26 protein-coding genes and 1 other RNA gene are annotated in these 26,695 nt (G+C 61.7%); 23 read left to right on the top strand and 4 right to left on the bottom strand.

Translation table 11 applies throughout. The features are described from left to right. The first annotated feature begins 4 nt into the window (after window positions 1-4). The 5 genes from petA to BHD08_RS16455 all read left to right on the top strand — a co-directional run bounded on the left by petA (window position 5) and on the right by BHD08_RS16455 (window position 3,713). Window positions 5-598, top strand: a complete 594-nt coding sequence (gene petA, locus BHD08_RS16475; protein ID WP_015278002.1) for a ubiquinol-cytochrome c reductase iron-sulfur subunit — start codon at window positions 5-7, stop codon at window positions 596-598. After that, window positions 598-1,809 (top strand): cytochrome bc complex cytochrome b subunit, encoded by a 1,212-nt coding sequence (locus tag BHD08_RS16470; RefSeq protein WP_015278001.1) that lies wholly within the window; start codon window positions 598-600, stop codon window positions 1,807-1,809. Before petA ends, BHD08_RS16470 begins: the two co-directional genes overlap by 1 nt. Beyond that, window positions 1,809-2,588, top strand: coding sequence for a cytochrome c1 (locus BHD08_RS16465; protein WP_125023565.1), 780 nt, complete (start codon window positions 1,809-1,811; stop codon window positions 2,586-2,588). The genes BHD08_RS16470 and BHD08_RS16465 overlap by 1 nt, the downstream gene beginning before the upstream one ends. Window positions 2,589-2,676: 88 nt before the next feature. Continuing rightward, window positions 2,677-3,294, top strand: a complete 618-nt coding sequence (locus tag BHD08_RS16460) for a glutathione S-transferase N-terminal domain-containing protein (protein WP_015277999.1) — start codon at window positions 2,677-2,679, stop codon at window positions 3,292-3,294. Between the two features lie 14 nt (window positions 3,295-3,308). Then, entirely contained in the window at window positions 3,309-3,713 is a 405-nt protein-coding gene (locus BHD08_RS16455) for a ClpXP protease specificity-enhancing factor (RefSeq protein ID WP_015277998.1), read from the top strand. A 48-nt stretch (window positions 3,714-3,761) separates the two neighbouring features. Here the strand turns inward: BHD08_RS16455 and BHD08_RS16450 are convergent, their stop codons facing one another. The 4 genes from BHD08_RS16450 to BHD08_RS16435 all read right to left on the bottom strand — a co-directional run bounded on the left by BHD08_RS16450 (window position 3,762) and on the right by BHD08_RS16435 (window position 7,199). Next, window positions 3,762-4,337 (bottom strand): BON domain-containing protein, encoded by a 576-nt coding sequence (locus BHD08_RS16450; protein WP_015277997.1) that lies wholly within the window; start codon window positions 4,335-4,337, stop codon window positions 3,762-3,764. Beyond that, window positions 4,334-4,927, bottom strand: coding sequence for a phosphoheptose isomerase (locus BHD08_RS16445; RefSeq protein ID WP_015277996.1), 594 nt, complete (start codon window positions 4,925-4,927; stop codon window positions 4,334-4,336). Before BHD08_RS16445 ends, BHD08_RS16450 begins: the two co-directional genes overlap by 4 nt. Window positions 4,928-5,034: 107 nt before the next feature. After that, window positions 5,035-5,397, bottom strand: a complete 363-nt coding sequence (locus tag BHD08_RS16440) for a YraN family protein (protein WP_015277995.1) — start codon at window positions 5,395-5,397, stop codon at window positions 5,035-5,037. Further along, window positions 5,397-7,199 (bottom strand): penicillin-binding protein activator, encoded by a 1,803-nt coding sequence (locus BHD08_RS16435; RefSeq protein ID WP_015277994.1) that lies wholly within the window; start codon window positions 7,197-7,199, stop codon window positions 5,397-5,399. Before BHD08_RS16435 ends, BHD08_RS16440 begins: the two co-directional genes overlap by 1 nt. Window positions 7,200-7,316: 117 nt before the next feature. Here BHD08_RS16435 and rsmI point away from each other — a divergent pair, with 117 nt between their 5' ends. The 18 genes from rsmI to lpxC all read left to right on the top strand — a co-directional run bounded on the left by rsmI (window position 7,317) and on the right by lpxC (window position 26,643). Next, complete coding sequence (rsmI, locus tag BHD08_RS16430) at window positions 7,317-8,180, top strand: 16S rRNA (cytidine(1402)-2'-O)-methyltransferase (RefSeq protein WP_125023563.1); 864 nt, start codon at window positions 7,317-7,319, stop codon at window positions 8,178-8,180. 72 nt (window positions 8,181-8,252) lie between these two features. After that, window positions 8,253-8,612: RNase P RNA component class A (gene rnpB, locus BHD08_RS16425), an RNA gene on the top strand. Window positions 8,613-8,908: 296 nt separating this feature from the next. Beyond that, window positions 8,909-9,364, top strand: coding sequence for a division/cell wall cluster transcriptional repressor MraZ (mraZ, locus tag BHD08_RS16420; RefSeq protein WP_003281171.1), 456 nt, complete (start codon window positions 8,909-8,911; stop codon window positions 9,362-9,364). Further along, a complete protein-coding gene (gene rsmH / locus BHD08_RS16415; protein WP_015277991.1) occupies window positions 9,361-10,308 on the top strand; it encodes a 16S rRNA (cytosine(1402)-N(4))-methyltransferase RsmH in 948 nt (315 codons plus the stop codon). The genes mraZ and rsmH overlap by 4 nt, the downstream gene beginning before the upstream one ends. A gap of 5 nt (window positions 10,309-10,313) precedes the next feature. Beyond that, window positions 10,314-10,595: a cell division protein FtsL gene (ftsL, locus tag BHD08_RS16410; RefSeq protein WP_375708257.1), complete on the top strand. Its 282-nt coding sequence runs from the start codon at window positions 10,314-10,316 to the stop codon at window positions 10,593-10,595. Continuing rightward, on the top strand, window positions 10,595-12,322 hold the full coding sequence (locus BHD08_RS16405; protein ID WP_041756747.1) for a penicillin-binding protein 2: 1,728 nt from the start codon (window positions 10,595-10,597) through the stop codon (window positions 12,320-12,322). The genes ftsL and BHD08_RS16405 overlap by 1 nt, the downstream gene beginning before the upstream one ends. Next, the gene (locus BHD08_RS16400; RefSeq protein WP_015277988.1) at window positions 12,322-13,785 is read left to right on the top strand and encodes a UDP-N-acetylmuramoyl-L-alanyl-D-glutamate--2,6-diaminopimelate ligase; all 1,464 of its coding nucleotides are present in this window, start codon (window positions 12,322-12,324) and stop codon (window positions 13,783-13,785) included. Before BHD08_RS16405 ends, BHD08_RS16400 begins: the two co-directional genes overlap by 1 nt. Next, window positions 13,778-15,154 carry a UDP-N-acetylmuramoyl-tripeptide--D-alanyl-D-alanine ligase gene (gene murF / locus BHD08_RS16395; RefSeq protein ID WP_015277987.1) on the top strand — a complete coding sequence of 459 codons (1,377 nt, stop codon included), beginning with the start codon at window positions 13,778-13,780 and terminating at the stop codon, window positions 15,152-15,154. The genes BHD08_RS16400 and murF overlap by 8 nt, the downstream gene beginning before the upstream one ends. Then, window positions 15,154-16,236, top strand: a complete 1,083-nt coding sequence (gene mraY, locus BHD08_RS16390) for a phospho-N-acetylmuramoyl-pentapeptide-transferase (RefSeq protein ID WP_015277986.1) — start codon at window positions 15,154-15,156, stop codon at window positions 16,234-16,236. The genes murF and mraY overlap by 1 nt, the downstream gene beginning before the upstream one ends. Before the next feature lie 6 nt (window positions 16,237-16,242). Next, window positions 16,243-17,586 carry a UDP-N-acetylmuramoyl-L-alanine--D-glutamate ligase gene (gene murD / locus BHD08_RS16385; protein ID WP_015277985.1) on the top strand — a complete coding sequence of 448 codons (1,344 nt, stop codon included), beginning with the start codon at window positions 16,243-16,245 and terminating at the stop codon, window positions 17,584-17,586. Beyond that, complete coding sequence (ftsW, locus tag BHD08_RS16380; RefSeq protein WP_015277984.1) at window positions 17,586-18,809, top strand: putative lipid II flippase FtsW; 1,224 nt, start codon at window positions 17,586-17,588, stop codon at window positions 18,807-18,809. Before murD ends, ftsW begins: the two co-directional genes overlap by 1 nt. Further along, the gene (gene murG, locus BHD08_RS16375) at window positions 18,799-19,869 is read left to right on the top strand and encodes an undecaprenyldiphospho-muramoylpentapeptide beta-N-acetylglucosaminyltransferase (RefSeq protein ID WP_125023561.1); all 1,071 of its coding nucleotides are present in this window, start codon (window positions 18,799-18,801) and stop codon (window positions 19,867-19,869) included. Before ftsW ends, murG begins: the two co-directional genes overlap by 11 nt. Further along, complete coding sequence (murC, locus tag BHD08_RS16370; RefSeq protein ID WP_125023559.1) at window positions 19,862-21,319, top strand: UDP-N-acetylmuramate--L-alanine ligase; 1,458 nt, start codon at window positions 19,862-19,864, stop codon at window positions 21,317-21,319. Before murG ends, murC begins: the two co-directional genes overlap by 8 nt. Next, window positions 21,316-22,260, top strand: coding sequence for a D-alanine--D-alanine ligase (locus BHD08_RS16365; protein ID WP_125023557.1), 945 nt, complete (start codon window positions 21,316-21,318; stop codon window positions 22,258-22,260). Before murC ends, BHD08_RS16365 begins: the two co-directional genes overlap by 4 nt. A gap of 2 nt (window positions 22,261-22,262) precedes the next feature. Beyond that, window positions 22,263-23,120, top strand: a complete 858-nt coding sequence (locus BHD08_RS16360; protein WP_015277980.1) for a cell division protein FtsQ/DivIB — start codon at window positions 22,263-22,265, stop codon at window positions 23,118-23,120. A gap of 12 nt (window positions 23,121-23,132) precedes the next feature. Then, window positions 23,133-24,380 (top strand): cell division protein FtsA, encoded by a 1,248-nt coding sequence (gene ftsA, locus BHD08_RS16355; protein WP_041756745.1) that lies wholly within the window; start codon window positions 23,133-23,135, stop codon window positions 24,378-24,380. Between the two features lie 48 nt (window positions 24,381-24,428). After that, window positions 24,429-25,616, top strand: a complete 1,188-nt coding sequence (gene ftsZ / locus BHD08_RS16350; RefSeq protein ID WP_015277978.1) for a cell division protein FtsZ — start codon at window positions 24,429-24,431, stop codon at window positions 25,614-25,616. 115 nt (window positions 25,617-25,731) lie between these two features. Further along, window positions 25,732-26,643, top strand: a complete 912-nt coding sequence (gene lpxC / locus BHD08_RS16345; RefSeq protein ID WP_003302766.1) for a UDP-3-O-acyl-N-acetylglucosamine deacetylase — start codon at window positions 25,732-25,734, stop codon at window positions 26,641-26,643. Window positions 26,644-26,695: the final 52 nt, after the last annotated feature.

Raw genomic sequence — 26,695 nt, 5'->3', positions numbered from 1 at the left:
CTGAATGAGCAATGACGGCGTGAATGCAGGCCGGCGTCGCTTCCTTGTGGCCGCCACTTCGGTGGTGGGCGCAGCAGGAGCGGTGGGTGCCGCGGTCCCGTTCGTGGGATCGTGGTTCCCGAGTGCCAAGGCCAAGGCTGCCGGTGCGCCGGTAAGGGTAAATATCAGCAAGATCGAGCCGGGGCAGCAGATGGTCGCCGAATGGCGCGGTCAGCCGGTATTTATCGTGCGTCGGACTGAAGAGATTCTCGGAAATCTGGAAAAGGTCGCCGGCCAGGTAGCTGATCCGGAATCCAAGGCATCTGAGCAGCCTGCTTATGTCGACCCGAAGACTCGGGCTATCAAGCCGGAGCTTCTGGTGGTGGTTGGTCTGTGTACTCACCTTGGCTGCGCGCCGTCCTTCCGTCCTGAGGTGGCTGCGGCCGATCTCGGCGCTGACTGGCTCGGTGGTTACTTCTGCCCCTGCCACGGCTCCAAATACGATATGGCCGGTCGTGTCTACAAGGCACAGCCAGCTCCCTTGAACCTGCCGGTGCCCCCGCACTCGTACGAGACCGATAGTGTAATCATCATCGGTGTGGACCAGGAGAACGCCTGATGAGCAAGTTCATGGAATGGGTTGACGCCCGCTTCCCGGCTACAAAAATGTGGGAAGACCATCTTTCCAAGTATTACGCGCCCAAGAACTTCAATGTGCTGTACTTCTTCGGTTCGCTGGCGCTGCTGGTTCTGGTCAATCAGATCCTGACCGGTATCTGGCTGACCATGAGCTATGAGCCGTCCGCTGAAGGTGCTTTCGCCTCCGTCGAATACATCATGCGCGACGTCGAGTACGGCTGGATTCTGCGCTACCTGCACTCCACCGGTGCCTCGGCATTCTTCGTGGTGGTCTACCTGCACATGTTCCGCGGCATCCTCTACGGCTCCTACCAGAAGCCGCGTGAGCTGGTGTGGATCTTCGGCATGATGATCTACCTGGCGCTGATGGCCGAAGCCTTCATGGGCTACCTGCTGCCGTGGGGCCAGATGTCCTACTGGGGTGCCCAGGTAATCATCTCGCTGTTCGGTGCCATCCCGGTTATCGGTGGGGATCTGACCCAGTGGATCCGTGGTGACTACCTGATCTCTGGCATCACCCTGAACCGCTTCTTCGCCTTGCATGTCGTTGCACTGCCGATCGTCATCCTCGGCCTGGTCGTGCTGCACATCCTGGCACTGCACGAGGTTGGCTCGAACAACCCGCTGGGGGTGGACATCAAGAAGTCCAAGGATGAAAACGGCGTACCGCTGGACGGCATCCCGTTCCACCCGTACTACACCGTGAAGGACATTGTCGGTGTCGTAGTGTTCCTGTTCGTCTTCTGCGCCGTGGTGTTCTTCTTCCCTGAGATGGGTGGCTATTTCCTTGAAAAGCCGAACTTCGAAGAAGCGAATGCGCTGAAAACCCCTGCACACATCGCTCCTGTTTGGTATTTCACGCCGTTCTACGCGATTCTGCGCGCAGTACCCGACAAGCTGCTCGGCGTGATCGCCATGGGTGCTGCCATCGCCGTGCTGTTCGTTCTGCCCTGGCTGGACCGTAGCCCGGTCAAGTCCATGAAGTACAAGGGCTGGATGAGCAAGGTCGCGTTGCTGTTGTTCTGCATCTCGTTCGTCATCCTGGGCGTGCTGGGCGTGCTGTCTCCGACTCCGGGTCGCACCCTGCTGTCGCAGATCTGTACGGCAATCTACTTCGGATACTTCATCCTGATGCCGTTCTACACCAAGCTCGAGAAGACCAAAGTGGTTCCGCAAAGGGTGGATGGCTGATGAAAAAGCAATTTGCTGCATTGATTCTTGCAATTTTGCCGGTCTTTACCTTCGCGGCCGGTCCGGAAGTTCCGCTGGATAAGGTCGATATCGACCTGACCGACAAGGCAGCCATGCAGGATGGCCTGAAGACTTTCGCCAACTACTGCATGGGCTGCCATAGTGCCAAGTTCCAGCGCTACGAGCGGGTCGCGACCGATCTGGGGATTTCGGAAGAAGTGATGATGGATAACATCGTCTTCGCCGATGCCAAGTTTGGTGACCACATGAGCATCGGCATGAAGGCCGAGGATGCCAAGGTCTGGTTCGGCGCTGCGCCCCCTGACCTGACGCTGGTTGCGCGCGTTCGTGGCAATGACTGGCTGTACTCGTATATGCGTAGCTTCTACGAAGACCCGGCTCGTCCCTATGGCGTGAACAATACGGTCTTCCCGAATGTGGGTATGCCTCACGTACTGGCTCCTCTCCAGGGTCGTCGCGTGGTTGGCTGTAAGCAGGTTCAGGTCGTCGAGAACGGTCGCAAGCAGTTCGATCCGCTGACCGGCACGCCAATTACCCAGGAGGCGTGCGATCAGATGGTGGTCGAGCCTGGCACTGGCTCATTGTCCGAGGCGGAGTACGACGAGAAGATCAAGAATCTAGTGACCTTCCTCGCTTATTCGGCTAATCCGGTCAAGCTGCAAAGCCAGCGTATCGGCACCTATGTGCTGTTGTTCCTGGCGGTGTTCTTCGTGTTCGCTTACCTGCTCAAGCGCGAGTACTGGAAAGACGTTCACTAAGCGCTTCGTTTCAATTCGCTGTACCTTGCGCGCGCCCCATGGGCGCGCGTGTTTTTTCTGCCTCAGATAAAAGAGTGAGGAAGGACCTATGGCTACAACCAATCGGTTGGGCTGCTATTCCGATCCTGCCGACCACTACTCCCACCGTGTTCGTCTCGTGCTCGCCGAGAAGGGCGTCAGCGTCGACATCCTCGATGTTGAGGCGGGGCAGTGTCCAGTCAAGCTGGCGGAAGTGAATCCATATGCCACTGTTCCGACGCTGGTGGATCGCGATCTGGCGCTCTACGAGCCGGGAGTGATCCTGGAGTATCTGGAGGAGCGTTATCCGCATCCTCCATTGCTGCCGGTGTATCCAGTTGCACGGGCGAATACTCGTTTGTTGATGCATCGCATTCAGCGTGATTGGTGTTCGCTGGCCGATCGAATTCTTGATCAGCGTACAGCGGAAACAGGGCGTGTGCAGGCGCGCAAGGAGCTTCGCGAAAGCCTTACCGGCGTGTCGCCGATATTCGCGGAGAAAGCGTACTTCATGAGTGACGAGATGAGTCTCGTAGACTGCTGCCTGTTGCCTATCCTCTGGCGTTTGCCCAGACTCGGTATCGAGTTGCCGCGAGCTGCCAAGCCGCTGCTGGATTACATGGAGCGCAATTTCGCCCGCGAGGCCTTCCAGGCCAGTCTTTCCACGGTCGAGCGCAGCATGCGTTGAGAGAGGATGTGTTCATGAATTCAAGTCGCCCGTATCTGGTCAGAGCGCTCTACGAGTGGATCGTCGACAATGATTGCACGCCGCACTTGCTGGTCAATGTCGACTATCCCGGGGTGCAGGTACCCGCCGGTTTTGCGAGTGACGGGCAGATAGTGTTGAACGTTGCGCCAAGTGCGGTTCGCCACCTGCACATGGATAATGAGGCTATTAGCTTCGAGGGCCGCTTCGGCGGTATTTCGCATTCACTGAACGTGCCGTCTGCGGCAGTGATGGCTATTTATGCCAGAGAGAATGGCCAGGGTATGGTGTTCGAGATCGAGCCGACCCCGCCGGAGGACGATTCGCCGACCAATAACGGTGGTTCGGATGATGAGGGGCCGCGACCGGGCGGCCGTCCGAGTCTGAAGGTCGTTAAGTAAGCGGTCGACGCCCGGACGCTATCCTGCTGTCCGGGCGTGGGGGCGGATTCAGTCGATGTATTCGAACAGCTTGACGATTCGCTGCACGCCAGCAACGCCCTGAACGAGATTGGTCGCGCGGTTGCCTTCCTGGCGAGTAACCAATCCCAGCAGGTAGACAATCCCGTTTTCCGTGATCACTTTGATTCTCGAGCCCGGCACGCTGTTATCAGCGAGCATCTGGGTCTTGATCTTGGTGGTTAGCCAGGAATCGTTACTGCGTGCCAATGCCGAGGAGGGTGGCAGGATCTGCAGTTCGTTATGAACGCGCTTGACCCGTTGCACGCCGCTCGCAGCCCGTTCAGCCGTCTCCTTTAGTTCTGCTCGTGGTGTTTGTCCGGCAAGGAGTACCACACCGTTATAACTGGCGACCACCACATGCGAGCCCTGATCGAGATCGGGATGGGCCTTGGCAATATTGACGGCGGCTTTGGTCTCGATCAGAGAGTCATCAATCTTGCTGCCAATAGTGCGCGTGCCCCGATTATCGGCTATTGGGTCATCGCGGGTTGCCGTCAGCACCGAGCTGCAGCCACTGACAGCGATGCACAGCCCTAGGGTGAAAGCCAAGCGGAACGCGTTCATTCCTCACTCCCGAATAGTTGGTTGTCGATCAGGTCGCACAGGCAGTGAATGGTCAGCAGGTGTACTTCCTGGATGCGGGCGGTGACTTTGGCAGGTACGCGGATCTCCACGTCTTCTGGCAGTAGCAGGGAGGCCATTCCGCCGCCGTCTCGGCCGGTAAGCGCGACCACCACCATCTCGCGATCATGAGCTGCCTGAATGGCCTGGATCACGTTGGCCGAGTTGCCACTGGTAGAGATGGCCAGCAGCACGTCACCGGGTTGGCCGAGGGCGCGAATCTGTTTGGAAAATACTTCGTTGTAGCTGTAGTCGTTGGCGATCGAGGTGATCGTTGAGCTATCAGTGGTCAGGGCAATGGCGGGCAGGCTCGGGCGCTCGCGCTCGAAGCGATTGAGCAGCTCGGAGGAAAAATGCTGCGCATCGCCGGCGGAGCCGCCGTTACCGCAGGTGAGGATCTTGCCTTCACTCAGTAGCGCGTTGACCATCACCTGACCGGCCTGCTCGATACTTGGCGCTAGCACTTCCATGGCATGTTGCTTGGTTTCAATGCTGGCCTGGAATAGCTGGCGGATTCGGGTTTGCATGTCCATCGGTGATTGACCTTCAAGTGGCAGGCGCGTCCGATGCCAATCGGACGTTACGCTTGCGGTTCGCTAGGGCTGGGCGGATCCAGCAGCTGTCGCTGCGTCATGACCGTTCAGCTGTCAAATGCGTTGCGGATCCAGTTCAGGTCCTCGGTTTTTCCGGTTGCGGCGATCGCGACGACGTCAAAGCGACAAGGGCTCCGCGCCCAGCGGCTTTCCTTCTGCAGAAACAGTTGGGCGGTCTTGATCAGCTTGTGCTGCTTGCGCATATCGACGCTTTCGAGAGCTCCACCCCAGGCGGTGTGGCGCCTGTAGCGGACCTCGACGAATACTACTGTATCGCCGTCGAGCATGACCAGATCAAGCTCGCCGCTGCGACAGGACCAGTTGCGCTCGAGCAGGCGAAGCCCTTTGCTGCTGAGGTGGTGCAACGCAAGGCTTTCGGCAGAGCGTCCGCTGCTCTGGCTATCACTCATTACTGAGCATCTTCCAGGCGCTCGACCGCGCCATCACGAAATTGAGCCCACGGGAGGTGGCGTTCGATGCGTTGCTGGGGATTCAGGCTGAGGGTCCCGGAAAGTCCGTCCAGCTGCGTGTCTGGCAGTGCGAGCAGTTGATTCAGGCGTGGCGCCAGAAGATAGGCATCTGCGCCCATCGCGTACAGGCGGCCAAGACTCCCGCCCGCCTGGGGCCATTTCTGTTCGACTTCCTGGCGCAGCGGTAGCTGGTCGTCCAGCAGCCAGGGTGTCTCTGCGAAGCGTATGCCTTCGAGGTCCAGGTACTGGGTGCGGTCGTGGCTGGCTGAGTGCAGGTGCGAGGTGCCGTACACCGGAAGGTCGCCTGCATACTGGAAGATCAGTGTGGGTCTGACCTGTTGGGCCTGCTGCGGAGTTGCGGCAAGAAAAATGAAATCGACGTCCTGGCGGCGGGTCGGTTGGCTGGCAGTGGAGGCGTCGGTAATGCTACTGACTCGGCCGGCACGGCTCTCGCTGTTGCGAAGTTGCAGCAGGTCAGCGATCTGATTGGCAAGCTGCACGGGTTCGGCCAACGGCTCGGCGGCTACCAGTGTTCCGCCGGCTTCCTGCCAGCTCTGGCGGAATGCATCGAGAATTCGGCCGCCCCAGTCGCCCCGTGGCGCCAGCGCAATCGCGCGGCGATGGCCGTCCGCCCAGGCGCGGCGGGCGACCTCGCGGGCTTCGTCTTCGGCGGCGAGCCCGAATTGGAAGAGCTGCGGTGGTGTGTGCTGCCCGGCGTCGCTGTAGTTCAGTGCCAATGTGGTGATCGGTAGCTGATCTCGCTCGGCGAGCTGACGAACCAGATCCTTTTCCAGTGGGCCGATTACTAATTGCACACCGGCGGCCTGGGCTTGGCGATAGAAGTCGTCGATGGAAACCATACGGCTACTGTCGTAAAGCTCGATATTCAGTGCCTGCCCAGCTTGTTGTGCGTGCAGATGGGCCGCCAGAAACCCGTCGCGTAGCGCGCGGGCTACGCTCGCCAACTGCCCTTCCATGGGGAGTAGAAGGGCGACGTGATTCAAGGGCTGATCGGCCAGTTCGCGTAGTTTCTGCAGTGGCTCTGGCAGCTGCTGTGCTGCAGGGTGCTGGGGATTCTGCGCGATCCAGTCGTCCATTGCTCGCTGCTGCTGAGCAACCGTACCGGCCCGCTTCAGTGAAAGTGCGAGTGCTTGCCAGCCTGCGAGGTCTGCCTCCGCTGCGCTCTGCAGTTGTTTTTCAGGCAGGGCGGAGACGAGTTTCCAGATGCTTTCGTGGTTTGCTCGGGCTTGCTCGCCGCTCAGCAAGGGTGCCGTGAAGACTCGTTCGCGCGCAGCGGCGAGAGGCTTGTTGGTTGCCTCCAGTGCTTCGGCGCGTACCAGTTGGCTGCGAATCTGCTGTTCCACGGGGAGTTCGCCCAGGCGCTCGAACGATGGGTGTCGGAGTGCCTGCACGGCTTGCTCGGGCTCTGCATTCGCAAGTGCAATTTCGGCCTGCAGTGTCAGTGCAAAAATCTGCTGCGCTGGCTTCAGCGCCTCCACCTGCACCTGTTCAAGAATGCTGCGGGCCTGAGCGTGTTTGCCCTGCTGCACGCTCTGGTCTGCTGCGGCCAGGCGCAGTTGAGCGGCTTGTTCGGGGTCGCTCTGGTCGGCCTTCTGTAGCAGTTGCTGGGTCGAGGCCTGCGGAGTGCGAGGCAGTTCACCAAGCGACGACGAGGGTGAACCGGCGCAGGCCGCGAGCATGGCAGCGAGGCAGAGAAGGAGGAGTGGGCGTAAGCAGGCCATTGGTTGATCGTTCCTGAAAGCACTGGCGGTGGATTGTACCCAAGCACTGGAGTGGCCGCGATGCTGCGGCGGTGAATCGGGCTACAATGCGCATTTCCGTGACGGAGGTAAGCCCTTGTGACTGCCAGTGATGGTGCGAATTCCGGGGTAGGTACGCTTTATGTCGTCGCTACGCCAATTGGCAATCTTGAAGACATCAGCGCCCGTGCGCTGCGCGTACTGAAAGAGGTGTCATTGATTGCTGCGGAAGACACCCGGCACTCGTCCCGTTTGCTTGCGCATTTTGGCATCCAAACGCCTTTGGCCGCCTGTCACGAGCACAACGAGCGTGAAGAGGGTGGGCGATTCCTCGGCCGGCTACAGACCGGGGAGAATATTGCGCTGATTTCCGATGCAGGTACGCCCTTGATATCTGATCCGGGCTATCACCTCGTGCGTCAGGCGCGTGCTGCGGGTGTTGCCGTTGTTCCCGTACCGGGCGCTTGCGCGCTGATCGCCGCGTTATCGGCGGCCGGCTTGCCGTCGGATCGGTTCATTTTCGAAGGCTTCCTGCCTGCCAAGGCCGCTGCTCGCCGCGCTCGTCTGGAGACGCTGAAGGAAGAGCCGCGCACACTGATTTTCTATGAGGCGCCGCACCGGATACTCGAATCGCTCCGCGATTTCGAGGATGTGTTTGGCGGTGGCCGAGTCGCTGTGCTGGGGCGTGAGCTGACCAAAACGTTCGAAACGCTGAAAGGCCTGCCGTTGGGCCAGCTGCGAGCTTGGGTCGAGGCTGACAGCAACCAGCAGCGTGGCGAGTGTGTCGTGCTGGTCGAGGGTTGGCATGCGCCGCAGGATGAAAGTGCGGTGAGCGCAGAGTCACTTCGGGTGCTTGATCTGCTCCTGGCTGAAATGCCGCTCAAGCGGGCGGCAGCTATAGCGGCGGAGATCACCGGTGTGCGCAAGAACCTGCTCTACCAGGCAGCGCTGGAGCGAAAATAGATCGCGGCTGGCCTTGGACTTTCGGGCAGTGTGCTTGCAGGTGGTGGCTTGCGACGATACTCTGGCGCCTGGAGAGTCGATCGGACAGTCGCTGTCTCTTTTTGTTCCGGCAAGAAGGGAGGGAGGAAAGTCCGGGCTCCATAGGGCGAAGTGCCAGGTAACGCCTGGGAGGCGTGAGCCTACGGAAAGTGCCACAGAAAATAACCGCCTAAGCGTTTCGGCGCCGGTAAGGGTGAAAAGGTGCGGTAAGAGCGCACCGCACGGCTGGCAACAGTCCGTGGCTAGGTAAACCCCACTTGGAGCAAGACCAAATAGGGATCCATTGGCGTGGCCCGCGCTGGATCCGGGTAGGTTGCTAGAGGCAGTCAGCGATGGCTGTCGTAGAGGAATGGCTGTCCTCGACAGAACCCGGCTTACAGATCGACTCTCCTTCTTTACTTCCCCTCCCTAAGACCCGTTTTTAATTCCGAAAGATTCTTGCTCTTAACAAAGCACTTTAACTTTGTTCGGTAAGTGCTTGCGCATCATGACAAGCATCTTTCTGACTTCCCGTAGTTCTGTCCGCATCTCCCATTAGCGTCGCTAAATTGCCGCTCCGTAAGGCTTTTTCCCTTCCGGCTCGCCTTGACGGTGGGGCGGCTGCGTTTCTATAGTGCGCACAAGTGGTAGGAAGTGGCAGAAAGTGGGTAAATATGGGCATGGATAGCTAATTCAGGGGAAGCGCAGCCGTGTTTCGCGGAGCTAACGCCATCAGTCTCGACGCCAAAGGCCGGCTAGCCATGCCCAGCCGGTATCGCGACGAGCTGAATTCCCGTGGTGATGGCCAGCTGATTATCACGATCGATGCCGTAGACCGCTGCCTTTGTATCTATCCCCTGCCCGAGTGGGAGCTCATCGAAGCGAAGCTTCGCGAATTGCCCTCTCTTCGTGAGGAGGCGCGCCGTCTGCAGCGGCTGCTGATCGGCAATGCGGTCGATCTGGAGATGGACGGCAGCGGTCGCGTAGTGGTGCCGCCGCGTCTTCGTGAATACGCCCGGCTGGACAAGCGCGCGATGCTCGTCGGGCAACTGAACAAGTTTCAACTGTGGAACGAGGACGACTGGAACGCGATTTCTGACGCGGACCTGGCGGCCATCAAGCAACCCGGCGGTCTGCCGGAAGAACTACGTGACCTTATCCTGTGAACCAGATCAGCAGCCTGCGACATATCACCGTGTTGCTCGACGAAGCCGTCGCGGCGCTGAGCGTGCGTCCGGATGGGCGCTATCTGGATGGAACATTCGGTCGCGGCGGCCACAGCCGCTTGCTACTGCAGCAGCTCGGCCCTGATGGCCAATTGCTGGGCTTCGACAAGGACCCGTTAGCCATCGCTACGGGGCAAGCACTGGCGGCCGAGGACGGCCGCTTTGTCGTTGTGCAGAGAAGTTTTGCCGAGCTGGGCGAGGAAGTCTCGCAACGCGGCTGGGCCGGGACTGTCAGCGGCGTTTTGCTGGATCTTGGTGTCTCGTCGCCGCAGCTGGATGATGCGGAGCGTGGGTTCAGTTTCCTCAATGATGGTCCGCTGGACATGCGTATGGACCCCAGTCGTGGTCTCAGCGCCGCGGAATGGATCGCCCAGGCGGACGAGGAAGAAATCGCGCGGGTATTCAAAGAATACGGCGAAGAGCGTTTTGCCAAGCGCATGGCGCGTGCTGTGGTACAGCGCCGCGCAGAAGCGCCGTTCGAACGTACAGCTGATCTTGCCAAGGTGCTGACCGAGGCCAATCCCGCCTGGGAGAAGGGCAAGAATCCGGCAACGCGGGCCTTTCAGGGGTTGCGCATCTACATCAACAACGAGCTGGGCGATCTGGAGCGCGGCCTCGATGCTGCGCTGGAAGCGCTGGAGGTGGGCGGTCGGCTGGTCGTCATCAGCTTCCATTCGCTGGAAGATCGTATCGTCAAGCAGTTCATGCGCCGTCACGCAAAGGGTGAGGCGGACAAGTTGCCGCGCGATCTGCCGATCATCCCGAAGGCGTTCGAGCCACGGCTGAAGCTGCTCGGCAAGCCCCAGTATGCTTCGGACGCCGAGGTCAAGGCCAACCCGCGTTCCCGCAGCGCCGTGATGCGCGTGGCGGAGAAGCTACGGTGAGCCGTATGTTGCGATCCATGCCCAACGGCAGCCTGCTGATGCTGGTGCTGTTCGTTGGCGTTTTGCTGTCGGCGATTGCTGTCGCTTACTGTGCGCATTGGAATCGCCAGCTGCTCAACGAGCTTTACGGTGAGCTCAGCGTGCGAGACAAGGCGCAGGCAGAGTGGGGGCGCTTGATCCTCGAGCAGAGCACCTGGACGGCTCACAGCCGCATCGAAACGCTGGCGACCGAGCAGCTGCGCATGCATATCCCCGCGGCTGCAGACGTCAGGCTGGTGAAGCCATGATGAATCTTCAGGGCGCGCTCTATCCATGGCGTTTTCGCATCGTACTGACGCTGCTGGCGCTGCTCGTGGGGGCGATCTCCTGGCGTATCGTGGACCTTCAGGTGATGGACCAAGGCTTCCTCAAGGGGCAGGGGGATGCGCGCAGCGTTCGGCATATCCCGATTCCGGCGCACCGTGGCCTGATCACCGACCGTAACGGCGAGCCTCTTGCGGTGAGCACGCCGGTGACAACGCTCTGGGGTAATCCGAAAGAGCTGCAGGCGGCACGCGCGCGCTGGCCCGAGCTGGCCAAGGCGCTGGGGCAGGATGCCGCGACTCTTAGCGAGCGTCTGCAGGCGCAGGCGTCCCGTGAGTTCATCTATCTGGTACGCGGCCTGACCCCTGAGCAGGGGCAGGACATACTCGACCTGAAGATCCCGGGGGTTTATGCCCAGGAAGAGTTCCGTCGTTTCTATCCGGCTGGCGAAGTGGCCGCGCATGTAGTGGGCTTCACCGACATCGATGATCGTGGGCGCGAAGGCATGGAGCTCGCCTATGACGAGTGGCTTGCTGGCGTGCCGGGCAAGCGTCAGGTGCTCAAGGACCGCCGCGGACGCCTGATCAAGGATGTCCAGGTAACGAAGAACGCCAAGGCGGGCAAGGCCATGGCGTTGTCGATCGACCTTCGACTGCAGTACCTCGCGCATAGCGAGCTGCGCAATGTCGTACATGAGTACGGAGCCAAGGCCGCCAGCCTGGTGATGGTCGACGTCAAGACCGGCGAAATCCTCGCCATGGCCAACCAGCCCACCTACAACCCGAACAATCGTCGCAACTTGCAGCCGGCTGCCATGCGCAATCGCGCCATGATCGACGTCTTCGAGCCGGGCTCGACGGTCAAGCCGTTCAGCATTGCCGCCGCGCTGGGCACTGGCAAATATCAGCCGGATTCAGTCGTCAACACGCTACCCGGCTGGATGCGCATTGGCCGTTACACCATCCGCGACGTTTCCCGCGGCGGCATGCTTTCGTTGACCGGCATCCTGATGAAGTCGAGCAACGTGGGTATCAGCAAGATCGCCCTGGATATCGGCGCCGAGCCTGTATATGCCGTGATGCAGCAGGCTGGTTTCGGCCAGGATACCGGGCTCGGCTTCCCAGGCGAGCGGGTGGGCAACCTGCCCAATCACCGCAAATGGCGAGACGCCGAGACCGCATCGTTGGCCTATGGCTATGGCTTGTCGGTGACGGCTGTTCAGCTCGCCCATGCCTATGCGGTGCTGGGTAACCAGGGCTCCAATGTGCCGCTTTCTCTATTGCGCCTGGATCGGGCTCAGGATGGTGTGCAGGTCATCGACAAGCACATTTCCGGCATTGTTCTGCAGATGCTGCGCGCCGTCGTCGAAGAGGAAGGTGGCGGTGGCGCGCGTGCCAAGGTGCCTGGCTATCAGGTAGGCGGCAAGAGCGGTACCGCGAAGAAGATCTCCGGCACCGGCGGCTATACCAAGGACGCCTATCGCTCGTTCTTTGCTGGGGTTGCGCCGCTTTCCAATCCGCGGATCGCCGCGGTGGTCGTCGTGGATGAGCCAAGCAAGGGTCAGTACTACGGCGGTCTGGTTGCGGCGCCGGTATTCGGCAAGGTCATGGCCCGTGCCCTGCGGCTGATGAACGTTGCACCGGACAATCTGCCGCCGCCTGCCGAGCTGCAGACTGCCGAAGCGGCAAAAGGCAAGGGAGGGCGCATCTGATGCCGATGCCATTGAATCACCTGCTGCCTCAGGCTGGCAGCGATGTGCTGATCCGCGAACTCACGCTCGACAGTCGCAAGGTCCGCGGCGGCGATCTGTTCCTGGCGGTACCGGGCTTGCAGTTCGACGGCCGAGATCACGCGCAGGATGCCATCGCTCGCGGTGCTGCTGCGGTTGCATATGAGGCGGAAGGCCTCGTTCAGCCCTTGGTCGGCGAGGCTGTGATGGTGCCCGTGCAGCATCTGGCCAGCCAGCTGTCGGCAATTGCCGGACGCTTTTACGGCGAGCCGAGCCGCAACATGCGCCTGGTCGGCGTCACCGGGACCAACGGCAAGACCAGCGTCAGTCAGCTGATCGCCCAGGCGCTCGACCGTCTCGGTGAGCCCTGCGGCATCATCGGTACGCTGGGCACCGGCTTCCATGGTCAGCTGGAGTTGGGACGACATACCACTCCGGACGCGATCGGCGTGCAGGCGACATTGGCCAACCTGAAGCAGGAAGGCGCGCGTGCGGTGGCGATGGAGGTGTCGTCCCATGGTTTGGATCAGGGGCGCGTCGCTGCACTGGATTTCGATGTCGCCGTGTTCACCAACCTGTCGCGTGATCACCTCGATTACCACGGCACCATGGAGGCCTACGGGGCCGCCAAGGCGCGCCTGTTCAACGTGCCCGGCCTGCGCTGCCGGGTCATCAATCTCGACGATGGCTTCGGTCGTGCGCTGGCCGGCGAAGATCGCGAGTCGCGGCTGATTACCTACAGCCTGGAGGACCCCTCGGCGTACCTCTACTGCGCCGAGGCCCGGCTCGATGACGACGGCATCCATGCGCGTCTGATCACGCCGCAGGGCGAGCGCTCCATGCGCAGCCCGTTGCTGGGGCGCTTCAATGTGAGCAATGTGCTGGCTGCCGTTGGGGCTCTGCTCGGGATGGACTATGCGCTGGATGAAATCCTCGCGGTGCTGCCAGAGCTGGAGGGCCCTGCTGGACGCATGCAGCGCCTCGGCGGCGGCGACCATCCGCTGATCGTCGTCGACTATGCGCATACGCCCGATGCCCTTGAAAAAGTCCTGACTGCGCTGCGTCCGCATGCGCGTGGCCGGCTGCTCTGCCTGTTCGGTTGTGGTGGCGACCGTGACACCGGCAAGCGGCCACTGATGGCCGAGGTGGCCGAGCGGCTGGCCGATGGCATCGTGGTTACCGATGACAATCCGCGCAACGAGGCGCCGGAACGCATTGTCGAGGATATCCGGTCAGGTTTCGTCAATCCTGCGGCGGCGACGTTCGCTCATGGCCGCGCTCAGGCGATTGCCGGCCTGATAGCGACAGCCCACGCCGAGGATGTCGTGGTTCTCGCTGGCAAAGGCCATGAGGACTATCAGGAGATCCGCGGCGAGCGCCTGCCGTTCTCCGACATAGAAGAAGCCTGCAAGGCACTTTCCATCTGGGAGAAACCCAATGCTTGACGCGATGCGCCTGAGCGAGCTGCAGCAGCCGTTGTCTGGCCGCCTGGTTGGGGCGGATGTCAGCTTCGCAGCGGTCAGTACCGATAGCCGGGCGATCGAGCCGGGCCAGCTGTTCATCGCATTGACCGGGCCCCGTTTCGATGGACACGCCTATCTGGCAGATGTCGCTGCAAAAGGTGCCGTCGCTGCGCTCGTCGAGCGTGAAATCGAGACCTCAACGCTGCCTCAGTTGGTCGTCGCCGATACCCGTCTGGCGCTCGGACTGCTGGGTGCCAGCAATCGCAACGCCTTCAACGGGCCGGTTGCCGCGATCACCGGCTCCAGCGGCAAGACCAGCGTCAAGGAAATGCTCGCCAGCATTCTGCGTAGCGCGTACGGACAGAACGCCGTGCTGGCGACTCGCGGCAATCTCAATAACGATCTGGGCGCGCCACTGACGCTGCTCGAGCTGTGCGACGAGCACCGTGCTGCGGTTATCGAACTCGGCGCGTCGCGGCCAGGTGACATCGCCTACACCGTGAAGCTGGTGCGTCCGGATGTCAGTCTGATCACCAACGCCGGGAGCGCCCATGTCGGTGAGTTCGGTGGCCCGCACAAGATCGTCGAAGCCAAAGGCGAGATTCTCGACGGTTTGAGTGAAAGCGGCATTGCCGTGCTGAATCGTGATGACAAGGCCTACCCGATCTGGGCCGAGCGTGTCGCCGGCAAGCGCATCGTTTCGTTTGGTCTGGACAACCCGCTTGCCGATTTCTCCGCCGGTTCGATCGCCTACGATCAGCGCGGTTGCCCGAGCTTCGTGCTGACTGGCCCGCTGGGCAATCTTCGCATCCAGCTCAATCTGCTCGGCCGGCACAACGTCGCCAACGCCTTGGCGGCAGCCGCGGCGGCTTATGCGCTGGGTGTCGACGCCGATGCCGTGGTTGCCGGGTTGCAGCAGCTGCAGCCGGTAAAGGGCCGCGCTGTGGCGCAGATGCTGGCCAATGGCGTGCGTCTGATCGACGACAGCTACAACGCCAATCCGGCATCAATCTGCGCCGCGATCGACGTGCTGGCCAGCTTCGCCGGGCGCACCATCCTGGTATTGGGTGACATGGGCGAGCTGGGCGAGTGGGCTGAACAGGGCCATCGCGAAGTAGGCGCGTACGCGGTAGGCAAGGTCGACACCCTCTATGCGGTAGGGCCGCTGATGGCTCATGCGGTTCAGGCGTTCGGTCCCGGGGCGCGGCATTTTGCCGACCAGGCCAGCCTCATCGACAGCCTGCGTGCCGAACAGGGCAGCGGCACCACCATTCTGATCAAGGGCTCGCGTAGCGCGGCGATGGACAAAGTCGTCGATGCGCTCGCCGGGCCATCCATGGAGAAACACTGATGCTGCTGCTGCTCGCCGAGTATCTGCAACAGTTCCACAAGGGCTTCGCGGTCTTCCAGTACCTGTCGCTGCGTGGAATTCTCGGCGTACTCACTGCGCTCGTGCTGTCGCTGTGGATGGGCCCCTGGCTGATCCGCACGCTGCAGCTGCGCCAGATCGGGCAGTCGGTGCGTACCGATGGGCCACAGTCTCACCTGTCGAAATCCGGCACGCCAACCATGGGCGGCGCGCTGATCCTCAGCGCCATCGGCATCAGTACGTTGCTATGGGCCGACCTGTCCAACCGCTACGTGTGGGTCGTGCTGGCGGTGACCTTGCTGTTCGGTGCCATCGGCTGGGTCGATGACTACCGCAAGGTGATCGAGAAGAATTCCCGCGGGCTGCCTAGTCGCTGGAAGTACTTCTGGCAGTCGGTGTTCGGTCTTGGCGCCGCCGTCTTCCTTTATATGACCGCGCAGACCCCGGTCGAAACCACGCTGATCCTGCCGCTGCTGAAGAATATCGAGATCCCGCTGGGAATCGGCTTCGTGGTGCTGACCTATTTCGTCATCGTCGGTTCGAGCAATGCGGTCAATCTCACCGACGGACTGGATGGTCTGGCGATCATGCCGACGGTGATGGTCGGCGGCGGCCTGGGCATCTTCTGCTATCTGTCCGGCAACGTGAATTTCGCCGAGTACCTGTTGATCCCGTATATCCCGGGCGCTGGCGAACTGATCGTGTTCTGCGGCGCGCTGATCGGTGCCGGCCTTGGCTTCCTCTGGTTCAACACCTATCCGGCACAGGTTTTCATGGGCGATGTCGGCGCACTGGCGCTGGGCGCCGCGTTGGGCACCATTGCGGTGATCGTTCGCCAGGAAGTGGTGCTGTTCATCATGGGCGGTGTGTTCGTGATGGAAACCCTGTCGGTGATGATCCAGGTCGCCAGCTTCAAGCTGACCGGCAAGCGTGTGTTCCGCATGGCGCCGATCCATCACCATTTCGAACTCAAAGGCTGGCCCGAACCTCGGGTAATCGTGCGCTTCTGGATCATTACCGTGATTCTGGTGCTCGTTGGCCTCGCCACCCTGAAGTTGAGGTAATCAAGAGTGCTCATCGCTTCCGACCAGTTCCGCATCGTTGTCGGCCTCGGCAAGAGCGGCATGTCCCTGGTACGCCATCTGGCGCGCCGCGGCCTGCCGTTTGCCGTTGCCGATACTCGTGCGAACCCACCGGAACTGGCGACGCTCAAGGCCGAATACCCGGACGTGCAGGTGCGCTGTGGCGAGCTGGATGTAGAGTTCCTCTGCGCTGCCAGCGAGTTGCTGGTGAGCCCGGGGCTCGCGGTCAGCACTCCGGCACTGCAGGAAGCGGCCGCCCGCGGCGTCAAGCTGTCAGGCGATATCGAACTGTTCGCCCGCGAAGCCAAAGCCCCGATCATTGCGATCACCGGTTCCAATGCCAAGAGCACTGTGACCACGCTGGTCGGCGAGATGGCCGCAGCGGCCGGCCGCAAGGTGGCGGTCGGCGGTAACCTCGGTACACCGGCACTCGACCTGCTTGCTGATGATGTCGAACTCTATGTCCTGGAACTGTCCAGCTTCCAGTTGGAAACCACCGGGCAGCTCAACGCTGAGGTGGCGACCTGCCTGAATATCAGCGAAGACCACATGGATCGCTACAGCGGGCTGCCGGCTTACCATCAGGCCAAGCATCGGATCTTCCGCGGCGCTCGGCAGGTGGTGGTCAATCGCGACGATCGCCTTAGCCGTCCACTGATAGGCGACGAAGTGCCTACCTGGACGTTCGGCCTTGGCAAGCCTGATTTCAAGGGCTTCGGACTGTTCGAAGAGAAGGGCGAAAAGTACCTGGCATTCCAGTTCGAAGCGCTGATGCCGGTTCGCGAACTGAAGATGCGTGGCGCGCACAATCAATCCAACGCGCTGGCCGCGCTGGCGCTGGGGCATGCGGTTGGTCTGCCGTTCGCGCCAATGCTCGAAACCCTGCGTCGGTTCACCGGGTTGCCGCACCGCTGCCAATGGGTGGGACAGCGTGGCGACGTCAGCTACTACGACGATTCCAAGGCGACCAATGTCGGCGCGGCGCTGGCCGCGATCGAAGGCCTGGGCGCCGATATCGACGGCAAGCTGGTGCTGATTGCCGGTGGCGACGGCAAGGGTGCGGATTTCTCAGGATTGCGCGCACCGGTCGCACGTTACTGCCGTGCCGTGGTGTTGCTCGGCCGCGACGCGCAGCGTCTGGCCGACACGCTGGACGATGCGACGACGCTACTGCATGTGGCCAGTCTGGAAGAAGCGGTGCGGCGTGCCGCCGACTGCGCCGAGGCGGGCGATGCGGTACTGCTCTCGCCGGCTTGTGCCAGCCTGGACATGTTCAAGAATTTCGAAGAGCGCGGCCGTTTGTTTGCCGCTGCGGTGGAGGCGCTCAGCTGATGCTCGCCTTCCTGCGCAACGCACCTTCACCCTTGTTTGGCCGCCGTGGCGTGGATCTGGACTTCCCCATGCTTGCCGGTTGCCTGGCGTTGCTCGGTCTGGGGCTGGTGATGATCACCTCGGCTTCCTCCGAGGTCGCCGCGGTCAATTCCGGCAGTCCGCTGTACCACATGATTCGTCACCTGATCTATGTGCTGCTCGGCCTCGGTGCCGCTGCCGCGATGTTGCTCGTGCCGCTTTCGGTCTGGCAGCGGCTGGACTGGATGCTGTTGCTGGCGGCATTCGGGCTGTTGATCCTGGTGCTGCTGCCAGGGATCGGCCGCGAGGTGAACGGCTCCATGCGCTGGATCGGTTTCGGTGCATTCAACGTGCAACCGTCAGAACTGGCCAAGGTTTTCGTGGTGATCTACCTGGCCGGATATCTGGTGCGTCGCCAGGAGGAAGTTCGCGAGAGCCTGTGGGGCTTCGCCAAGCCGTTCCTGGTGCTGCTGCCGATGGCGTTCCTGCTACTGATGGAGCCGGACTTCGGCGCCACGGTGGTGATGATGGGCGCTGCAGTGGCCATGCTGTTTCTTGGTGGCGTAGGCATGATCCGCTTCAGCCTGCTGGTGATCGCCGCGGTCGGAGCGGTGGTAGTGCTGGTGCAGACCCAGGAGTATCGCCTGCAGCGTCTGATCACCTTCACTGACCCCTGGGCCGATCAGTACGGTGCCGGCTACCAGCTGACCCAGGCGCTGATCGCCTTCGGGCGTGGCGAGTGGTTCGGCGTCGGCCTCGGTAACAGCGTGCAGAAGCAGTTCTACCTGCCGGAAGCGCATACCGACTTCGTCTTCTCGGTGCTGGCCGAGGAGCTGGGCATGGTCGGTGCGCTGGCGACCATCGCCCTGTTTGCCTTCGTCGGCGTGCGAGCCCTCTACATCGGCCTCTGGGCAGAGAAGGCCCGACAGTTCTTCGCCGCCTATGTCGCCTGGGGCCTGGCGTTCCTCTGGCTCGGTCAGTTCCTCATCAATGTCGGGGTGAATGTCGGCCTGCTACCGACCAAGGGCCTGACGCTGCCATTCCTCAGCTACGGCGGTAGTTCGCTGGTGGTGACCTGCGCCAGCATGGCGCTGCTGCTGCGTATCGAGTGGGAGAGTCGCACCGTGCTCGGCAGCGAGGACACCGAGTTCGATGAAGCGGATTTTGCCGAGCCGCCGAGCAAGGAGGTCGCTCATGGCCGCTAATGTGCTGATCATGGCGGGCGGCACCGGTGGTCACGTCTTCCCGGCACTGGCCTGCGCGCGCGAGTTCCAGGCGCGTGGCTATTCCGTGCATTGGCTCGGCACCCCACGCGGCATCGAAAACGAGCTGGTCCCGGCCGCGGGGCTGCCACTGCATCTGATTCAGATCAGCGGCTTGCGCGGCAAGAACCTCGCCTCGCTGATCAAGGCACCGCTGCAGCTGGTCCGCTCGCTGTTCCAGGCTCGCCGCATTATTCGCGAGCTGCGTCCGGTGTGCGTGCTGGGGCTGGGCGGCTACGTCACCGGTCCGGGTGGTCTGGCGGCCAAGCTGGCCGGTGTGCCACTGGTGATTCACGAGCAGAACGCGGTGGCCGGCACCGCCAACCGCAGCCTGGTGCCGCTGGCGAGTCGTGTCTGCGAAGCCTTTCCGGATACCTTCAAGGCCAGCGCCAAGCGCCGCACCACCGGCAATCCTGTACGTGAAGAGCTTTTTCTGGAAACCCCTCGCGACACCCTTATTGGTCGCCGGCCCCGTCTGTTGGTGCTGGGCGGCAGCCTGGGTGCCGAACCGGTGAACAAGCTGTTGCCCGCCGCGTTGGCCCAACTGCCGGTGGAGCTGCGTCCGGAAGTGTTCCATCAGGCCGGGAAGCAGCACGCCGAACTGACTACGCAGCGCTACGCGGAAGCTGCGGTCGAGGCCGAGGTCGCACCGTTCATCAAGGATATGGCGCGCGCCTATGCCTGGGCCGATCTGGTGATCTGCCGTGCCGGTGCGCTCACCGTCTGCGAGCTGGCCGCCGCTGGCCTGCCGTCGTTCCTGGTGCCGTTGCCCCACGCGATCGACGATCACCAGACACGCAATGCCGAATATCTGGCGAAGGAGGGCGCTGCCGTTCTTCTGCCACAAGCCAAGACTGATGCGGCCGCGCTCGCCGCTCAGCTGACCGAGGTAATGATGCAGCCGGAAAAACTCAAGGCCATGGGGGCCACTGCGCGCCGCCTGGCCCGGCCCGACGCCACCCGCAGCGTGGTCGAAATCTGCCTGGAGGTGGCCCATGGCTAAGTCTCCCGCCGCGGTGAAAGCGGAAGTACGCCGCATGCGCCGCATTCGCCGCATCCACTTCGTCGGTATCGGCGGGGTTGGCATGTGCGGCATCGCCGAGGTGTTGCTCAATCTCGGCTACGAGGTTTCCGGTTCCGATCTCAAGGAATCTGCCAGTACTGACCGCCTGCAGAGCTTTGGGGCGCAGATATTCATCGGCCATCAGGCCGGTAATGTCGCTGGCGCTGACGTGCTGGTGGTGTCCAGCGCCGTCAACTCGGCCAACCCGGAAGTCGCCCTGGCGCTCGAGCAGCGCATCCCGGTCGTGCCGCGCGCGGAGATGCTGGCCGAGCTGATGCGCTATCGCCACGGCATTGCCGTTGCCGGCACTCATGGCAAGACCACCACTACCAGCCTGCTGGCTTCGGTATTTGCTGCCGGCGGGCTTGATCCAACCTTCGTCATCGGCGGTCGCCTGACCGCGGCCGGGACCAACGCCCAGCTGGGTAGCAGCCGTTACCTGATCGCCGAGGCGGACGAGAGCGATGCCAGCTTCCTCCACCTGCAGCCGATGGTGGCGGTGGTGACCAACATTGACGCCGACCACATGAGCACCTATGGCGGCGACTTCGGCAAGCTGAAGAAGACCTTCGTCGAATTCCTGCACAACCTGCCGTTCTACGGGCTGGCCGTGCTTTGTGTCGACGATCCGGTGGTGCGCGAGATCATTCCGCAGATCGGCCGGCCCACCACTACCTACGGTTTTAGCGAAGACGCGGACGTGCGCGCCATCAATGTTCGCCAGGAAGGCATGCGCACCTACTTCACCGTGCTGCGCGACGGCTGCGAGCCGCTGGACGTGTCGGTGCACATGCCTGGCAATCACAACGTGCTCAACGCCCTGGCGACGATTGCCATTGCCACCGACGAAGGCATCGACGACGAGGCCATCATCCAGGGCCTGGCCGAGTTCGCCGGCGTCGGCCGTCGCTTTCAGGTCTATGGTGATCTGCCGGTCGAGAATGGCAGCGTGATGCTGGTCGACGACTACGGCCACCATCCGCGTGAGGTGGCTGCGGTGATCAAGGCCGTACGTGGCGGCTGGCCGGAGCGGCGCCTGGTGATGGTCTACCAGCCTCATCGTTACAGCCGTACCCGTGACCTCTACGACGATTTCGTGCAGGTACTAGGCGAATCCAACGTGCTGCTGCTGATGGAGGTCTACCCGGCCGGTGAAGACCCGATTCCCGGTGCCGACAGCCGCCAGCTGTGCCACAGCATCCGCCAGCGCGGGCAGCTCGATCCGATCTATGTCGAGCGTGGCGTCGACCTGGCGCCGCTGGTCAAGCCGCTGCTGCGCGCTGGCGACATCCTGCTCTGCCAGGGCGCCGGCGATATCGGCGGACTGGCGCCGCAACTGCTGAGAAGCCCGCTGTTCGGTGGCGATGGCTCCACGAGGAAATCCCAATGAGCGCCCTGCATTCGATTCGTGATCCGAAGACGTTCGGCCGCGTCGCCGTGCTCTTCGGCGGCAAGAGCGCCGAACGCGAAGTCTCCCTGAAATCCGGCGCCGCAGTGCTTGCTGCCTTGCAGGAAGCAGGTGTGGACGCTTTTGGCATCGATGCGGGTGACGATCTGCTGCAGCGTCTGAGCAACGAACGGATCGATCGTGCCTTCATCGTCCTGCACGGCCGTGGCGGTGAGGACGGCAGCATGCAGGGGCTGCTGGAGTGCGCGGGCATCCCCTATACCGGCAGCGGCATCCTGGCCTCGGCGCTGGCCATGGACAAGCTGCGCACCAAGCAGGTCTGGCAGAGCCTTGGCCTGCCAACGCCGCAACATGCCGTGCTGGCTAGCGAGGACGATTGCCGGGCTGCGGCCGAAACGCTCGGCTTTCCACTGATCGTCAAGCCGGCGCATGAAGGCTCGAGCATTGGCATGGCCAAGGTTGGTGCGCTCGCCGAACTGATTGACGCCTGGCGTGCCGCCAGTAGCTACGACTCGCAAGTGCTGGTCGAGCAGTGGATCCAGGGTCCGGAGTTCACCGTGGCCGTGTTGCATGGCCAGGTGCTGCCGCCGATTGGCCTGGGCACACCGCACAGCTTCTACGACTACGACGCCAAGTACCTCGCGTCCGATACCCAATACCGGATTCCCTGCGGCCTGGACGCCGCTCGTGAAGACGAGCTCAAGGCTCTCTCGGCCCGCGCTTGTGAGGCGGTCGGTATCCGCGGTTGGGCGCGGGTCGATGTCATGCAGGACGCCGCCGGAAATTTCTGGCTGCTGGAAGTGAATACCGTGCCCGGCATGACCGATCACAGCCTGGTGCCGATGGCGGCACGCGCTGCTGGGCTGGATTTCCAGCAGCTGGTTCTGAGCATTCTCGATGACAGCCTCGAGGCGGGGAGCTAGCCATGATCGCCACGCTGCGCCATTCGCAACCCGCTAGCGGCCGCGCTTCACGCAAGCCCGCGCAACGGGGTGCGAGCCGCCTGGTGCAACCGCAGCCGCTGTCGCAGCGCCTGCCAAAGCTGAACTTCGCCGGGCTGAAGCGTTTCGTCTGGCCGGTGCTGCTGGTCGGGCTGGCGGTCGGTCTGTACGAGCTGGGTGAGCGCCTGCTGCCCTACGCCGATCGGCCGATCGCCAAGGTCAGCGTGCAGGGCGAGCTGGGCTATGTCAGTCGTGAGGCGGTCCAGCAGCGCATCGCGCCTTTCGTCGAGCAGAGCTTCTTCAAGGTTGATCTGAACGGCATGCGTCACCAACTCGAACAGATGCCATGGATCGCTCATGTCGAAGTTCGCCGCGTCTGGCCGGACCAGGTAATGGTGCGTCTGGATGAGCAATTGCCGATCGCCCGTTGGGGCGGTGAAGCATTGCTTAACAATAAAGGACAGGCTTTCTCGCCGGATGACCTGAGCCGATATGAACACTTGCCACATTTATATGGTCCGAAGCGGGCCCAGCAGCGGGTCATGCAGCAGTACCAGATGCTCAGCCAGATGCTGCGTCCGCTGGGGTTCTCCATCTCCCGTCTCGAGTTGCGTGAGCGCGGGAGCTGGTTTCTGACCACCAACCAGGGCATCGAGTTGCTGTTGGGCAGGGACCAGGTTGTAGAAAAAATGCGTCGTTTCACTGCCATCTATCAAAAGGCACTGGAGCAGGAAAGCGAGAAAATCGCACGGATCGATCTGCGCTACGCGAACGGCCTGGCCGTCGCCTGGCATGAGCCGGTCCCGACTGCGACGGATACGACCGTCGCTGCGAGGAATTGAGGAATGAAACACATGTCGAGCGTGCAAAGCGGCAAGATGATCGTCGGCCTGGACATTGGCACCTCCAAGGTAGTGGCACTGGTGGGTGAAGTGACCGCGGACGGCGAGCTGGAGATCGTGGGTATCGGTACCCATCCTTCACGCGGTTTGAAGAAGGGCGTAGTGGTCAATATCGAGTCCACCGTTCAGTCGATCCAGCGCGCTATCGAAGAAGCCCAGCTGATGGCTGGCTGCCGTATCCATTCGGCCTTTGTCGGTCTGGCCGGTAACCATATCCGCAGTCTGAACTCCCACGGCATCGTGGCGATCCGTGATCGCGAGGTCAGCAGCGCCGACCTGGAACGCGTCCTCGATGCCGCCCAGGCCGTGGCAATCCCCGCCGACCAGCGTGTGCTGCACACCCTGCCGCAGGATTATGTGATCGACAATCAGGAAGGCGTACGTGAGCCCCTGGGCATGTCCGGCGTGCGTCTGGAAGCCAAGGTCCACGTGGTCACCTGTGCGGTGAACGCCGCGCAGAATGTCGAGAAGTGCGTGCGTCGCTGCGGCCTCGAGGTCGACGACATCATTCTCGAACAGTTGGCTTCGGCGCATGCCGTGCTGACCGATGACGAGAAAGAGCTGGGCGTCTGCCTGGTGGATATCGGCGGTGGCACCACCGACATCTGCATCTTCACCGAAGGCGCGATCCGCCACACTGCGGTCATCCCGATTGCTGGCGACCAGGTCACCAATGACATCGCCATGGCTCTGCGTACCCCGACCCAGTATGCCGAGGAGATCAAGATTCGCTATGCTTGCGCGCTTGCCAAGCTGGCCGGCGCGGGCGAGACCATCAAGGTCCCCAGCGTAGGCGATCGCCCGCCGCGCGAACTCTCGCGGCAGGCTCTGGCAGAGGTGGTCGAGCCACGTTATGACGAGCTCTTCACCCTGATCCAGGCCGAACTGCGGCGCAGCGGTTATGAGGATCTGGTCCCGGCCGGGATCGTTCTCACAGGCGGTACAGCGAAGATGGAAGGAGCCGTCGACCTGGCCGAGGAAATCTTTCACATGCCGGTGCGCCTTGGCGTGCCGCACAGCGTCAAGGGACTGAGCGACGTAGTACGTAATCCAATCTATTCGACCGGCGTGGGCCTGCTGTTGTACGGACTGCACAAGCAGGCCGACGGCATTCCCGTACCCGGTATCGGCAGTTTCGCCGAAGAATCAAAGACGTCTGTTCTGGATCGGCTCAAAGGCTGGATTCAGGGCAATTTTTAAGCAGTGCGCTGTAAAACCAAAACTAGAAAGCTGGAAGGAGAGAGGGAAATGTTCGAACTCGTAGATCATACCCCGCAAAGTGCAGTCATCAAGGTCATCGGTGTCGGTGGCGGTGGCGGCAATGCCGTGAACCATATGGTTCGCAACAACGTCGAAGGCGTCGAATTCATCTGCGCCAACACCGACGCCCAGGCGCTGAAGAAGGTCGAAGCACGCACTGTGCTGCAGCTCGGCTCCGCGATCACCAAGGGCCTCGGCGCTGGTACCAATCCTGACATCGGCCGCCAGGCCGCGATGGAAGACCGTGAGCGCATCGCCGAAGTGCTGGAAGGTGCGGACATGGTGTTCATCACCACCGGCATGGGCGGCGGTACCGGTACCGGTGCTGCCCCGATCATCGCTTCGGTCGCCAAGGAAATGGGCATCCTGACCGTGGCCGTGGTCACCCGTCCGTTCCCCTTCGAAGGCCGTCGCCGCATGCAGGTTGCCGATGAGGGCATCCGTGCGCTGTCCGAGTGTGTCGACTCGCTGATCACCATTCCCAACGAGAAGCTGCTGACCATTCTCGGCAAGGACGCCAGCCTGCTGGCAGCCTTCGCCAAGGCGGACGACGTGCTGGCTGGTGCGGTCCGTGGCATCTCCGACATCATGCAGCGTCCAGGCCTGATGAACGTTGACTTCGCTGACGTGAAAACTGTCATGGGCGAAATGGGCATGGCGATGATGGGCACCGGTTGCTCGACCGGCCCGAACCGTGCTCGCGAAGCGACCGAAGCCGCTATCCGCAACCCGCTGCTGGAAGACGTCAACCTGCAGGGCGCACGTGGCATTCTGGTCAATATCACGGCTGGTCTGGACCTGTCGCTGGGCGAATACGCCGCAGTGGGTGAAATCATCGAAGCCTTCGCGTCCGATGAAGCCACCGTCAAGGTCGGTGCTGTCATCGATCCGGATATGGCCGATGAGCTGCATGTCACCGTTGTCGCCACCGGTCTCGGCCCGCGCAACGAAAAGCCGGTCAAGGTCGTCGACAATACCGTGCAGACCACCGTTGCCACTTCCGCCGCTCCGGCCCCGCGTCAGCATGAGCAGGCCGCAGTGAACTATCGGGACCTGGAGCGCCCGACCGTGATGCGTAATCAGGCGCATGCAGCTGCTACTGCAGCCAAGCTGAACCCTCAGGAAGATCTGGATTATCTGGATATTCCTGCGTTTCTGCGTCGTCAGGCCGATTGATTGAAGTTATCAGGAGTATTGTTGTGATTGGTGTTCAGCAAAGTGGGCTTCTGCTATTATCGCCCCCAATTGTTGAAAACTATTCGCAACTAGTGCTATAGCGAAGCAAAAGGCCATGATCAGACAACGCACCCTGAAGAACATCATTCGCGCCACTGGCGTCGGCTTGCATTCGGGAGAGAAGGTTTATCTCACCCTGAAACCGGCACCGGTGGACACCGGAATCGTGTTCTGTCGCACCGACCTCAACCCGCCCGTGGAGATCCCCGCGCGGGCCGAGAACGTTGGCGAAACCACCATGTCCACGACGCTGGTCAATGGTGACGTCAAGGTCGACACAGTGGAGCATCTGCTGTCGGCAATGGCCGGCCTGGGGATCGACAATGCCTACGTCGAACTCTCCGCGTCGGAAGTGCCGATCATGGACGGCAGCGCTGGGCCATTCGTATTCCTGATTCAATCCGCCGGCCTGCAGGAGCAGGACGCCCACAAGAAGTTCATCCGCATCAAGCGTGAAGTGACGGTCGAGGAGGGTGACAAGCGCGCTACCTTTCTGCCTTTCGACGGCTTCAAGGTGAGCTTCGAGATCGATTTCGATCACCCGGTTTTCAAGGGTCGCACCCAGACTGCCAGTGTGGATTTCTCGAGCACTTCCTTCGTCAAGGAAGTCAGCCGTGCACGTACCTTCGGGTTCATGCGCGACATCGAGTTCCTCCGCTCGCACAATCTGGCGCTCGGCGGCAGTGTTGAGAACGCCATCGTGGTGGACGAAACCAGTGTGCTCAACGAAGACGGTCTGCGTTATGAAGACGAATTCGTGAAGCACAAGATTCTCGATGCCATCGGTGATCTGTACTTGCTGGGCACCAGTCTGATCGGCGAATTCCGCGGCTATAAATCCGGACACGCGTTGAACAACCGCTTACTACGTACCCTGATGGAACAAAAGGATGCGTGGGAACTGGTGACCTTCGATGACCCGCAGACCGCACCGATCTCCTACATGCGTCCGGTGGCAGCCGGCTAAGCTGTACCTCTCTTCCTAAATTTAAGGCCACCCTCGGGTGGCCTTTTTTTAT

The sequence above is a fragment of the Pseudomonas sp. SCT genome, assembly GCF_003864275.1.
GTDB classification, from domain to species: Bacteria; Pseudomonadota; Gammaproteobacteria; order Pseudomonadales; family Pseudomonadaceae; genus Stutzerimonas; species Stutzerimonas stutzeri_AE.
Note: the sequence above shows the minus strand (reverse complement) of the source record. Positions and strands in the feature narration are given on the sequence as shown.

Excerpts from the sequence above, each read along its gene's own strand:
- ftsW (WP_015277984.1), top strand. The coding sequence starts at position 17,586 with ATGCTCGCCTTCCTGCGCAACGCACCTTCACCCTTGTTTGGCCGCCGT.
- BHD08_RS16455 (WP_015277998.1), top strand. The coding sequence starts at position 3,309 with ATGAATTCAAGTCGCCCGTATCTGGTCAGAGCGCTCTACGAGTGGATC.
- lpxC (WP_003302766.1), top strand. The coding sequence starts at position 25,732 with ATGATCAGACAACGCACCCTGAAGAACATCATTCGCGCCACTGGCGTC.
- mraY (WP_015277986.1), top strand. The coding sequence starts at position 15,154 with ATGCTGCTGCTGCTCGCCGAGTATCTGCAACAGTTCCACAAGGGCTTC.
- BHD08_RS16405 (WP_041756747.1), top strand. The coding sequence starts at position 10,595 with ATGAATCTTCAGGGCGCGCTCTATCCATGGCGTTTTCGCATCGTACTG.
- murC (WP_125023559.1), top strand. The coding sequence starts at position 19,862 with ATGGCTAAGTCTCCCGCCGCGGTGAAAGCGGAAGTACGCCGCATGCGC.
- murG (WP_125023561.1), top strand. The coding sequence starts at position 18,799 with ATGGCCGCTAATGTGCTGATCATGGCGGGCGGCACCGGTGGTCACGTC.
- BHD08_RS16440 (WP_015277995.1), bottom strand. The coding sequence starts at position 5,397 with ATGAGTGATAGCCAGAGCAGCGGACGCTCTGCCGAAAGCCTTGCGTTG.
- BHD08_RS16435 (WP_015277994.1), bottom strand. The coding sequence starts at position 7,199 with ATGGCCTGCTTACGCCCACTCCTCCTTCTCTGCCTCGCTGCCATGCTC.
- BHD08_RS16400 (WP_015277988.1), top strand. The coding sequence starts at position 12,322 with ATGCCGATGCCATTGAATCACCTGCTGCCTCAGGCTGGCAGCGATGTG.
- ftsA (WP_041756745.1), top strand. The coding sequence starts at position 23,133 with ATGTCGAGCGTGCAAAGCGGCAAGATGATCGTCGGCCTGGACATTGGC.
- BHD08_RS16450 (WP_015277997.1), bottom strand. The coding sequence starts at position 4,337 with ATGAACGCGTTCCGCTTGGCTTTCACCCTAGGGCTGTGCATCGCTGTC.
- BHD08_RS16460 (WP_015277999.1), top strand. The coding sequence starts at position 2,677 with ATGGCTACAACCAATCGGTTGGGCTGCTATTCCGATCCTGCCGACCAC.
- petA (WP_015278002.1), top strand. The coding sequence starts at position 5 with ATGAGCAATGACGGCGTGAATGCAGGCCGGCGTCGCTTCCTTGTGGCC.
- BHD08_RS16465 (WP_125023565.1), top strand. The coding sequence starts at position 1,809 with ATGAAAAAGCAATTTGCTGCATTGATTCTTGCAATTTTGCCGGTCTTT.
- BHD08_RS16470 (WP_015278001.1), top strand. The coding sequence starts at position 598 with ATGAGCAAGTTCATGGAATGGGTTGACGCCCGCTTCCCGGCTACAAAA.
- BHD08_RS16365 (WP_125023557.1), top strand. The coding sequence starts at position 21,316 with ATGAGCGCCCTGCATTCGATTCGTGATCCGAAGACGTTCGGCCGCGTC.
- BHD08_RS16360 (WP_015277980.1), top strand. The coding sequence starts at position 22,263 with ATGATCGCCACGCTGCGCCATTCGCAACCCGCTAGCGGCCGCGCTTCA.
- BHD08_RS16445 (WP_015277996.1), bottom strand. The coding sequence starts at position 4,927 with ATGGACATGCAAACCCGAATCCGCCAGCTATTCCAGGCCAGCATTGAA.
- ftsZ (WP_015277978.1), top strand. The coding sequence starts at position 24,429 with ATGTTCGAACTCGTAGATCATACCCCGCAAAGTGCAGTCATCAAGGTC.
- murF (WP_015277987.1), top strand. The coding sequence starts at position 13,778 with ATGCTTGACGCGATGCGCCTGAGCGAGCTGCAGCAGCCGTTGTCTGGC.
- ftsL (WP_375708257.1), top strand. The coding sequence starts at position 10,314 with ATGTTGCGATCCATGCCCAACGGCAGCCTGCTGATGCTGGTGCTGTTC.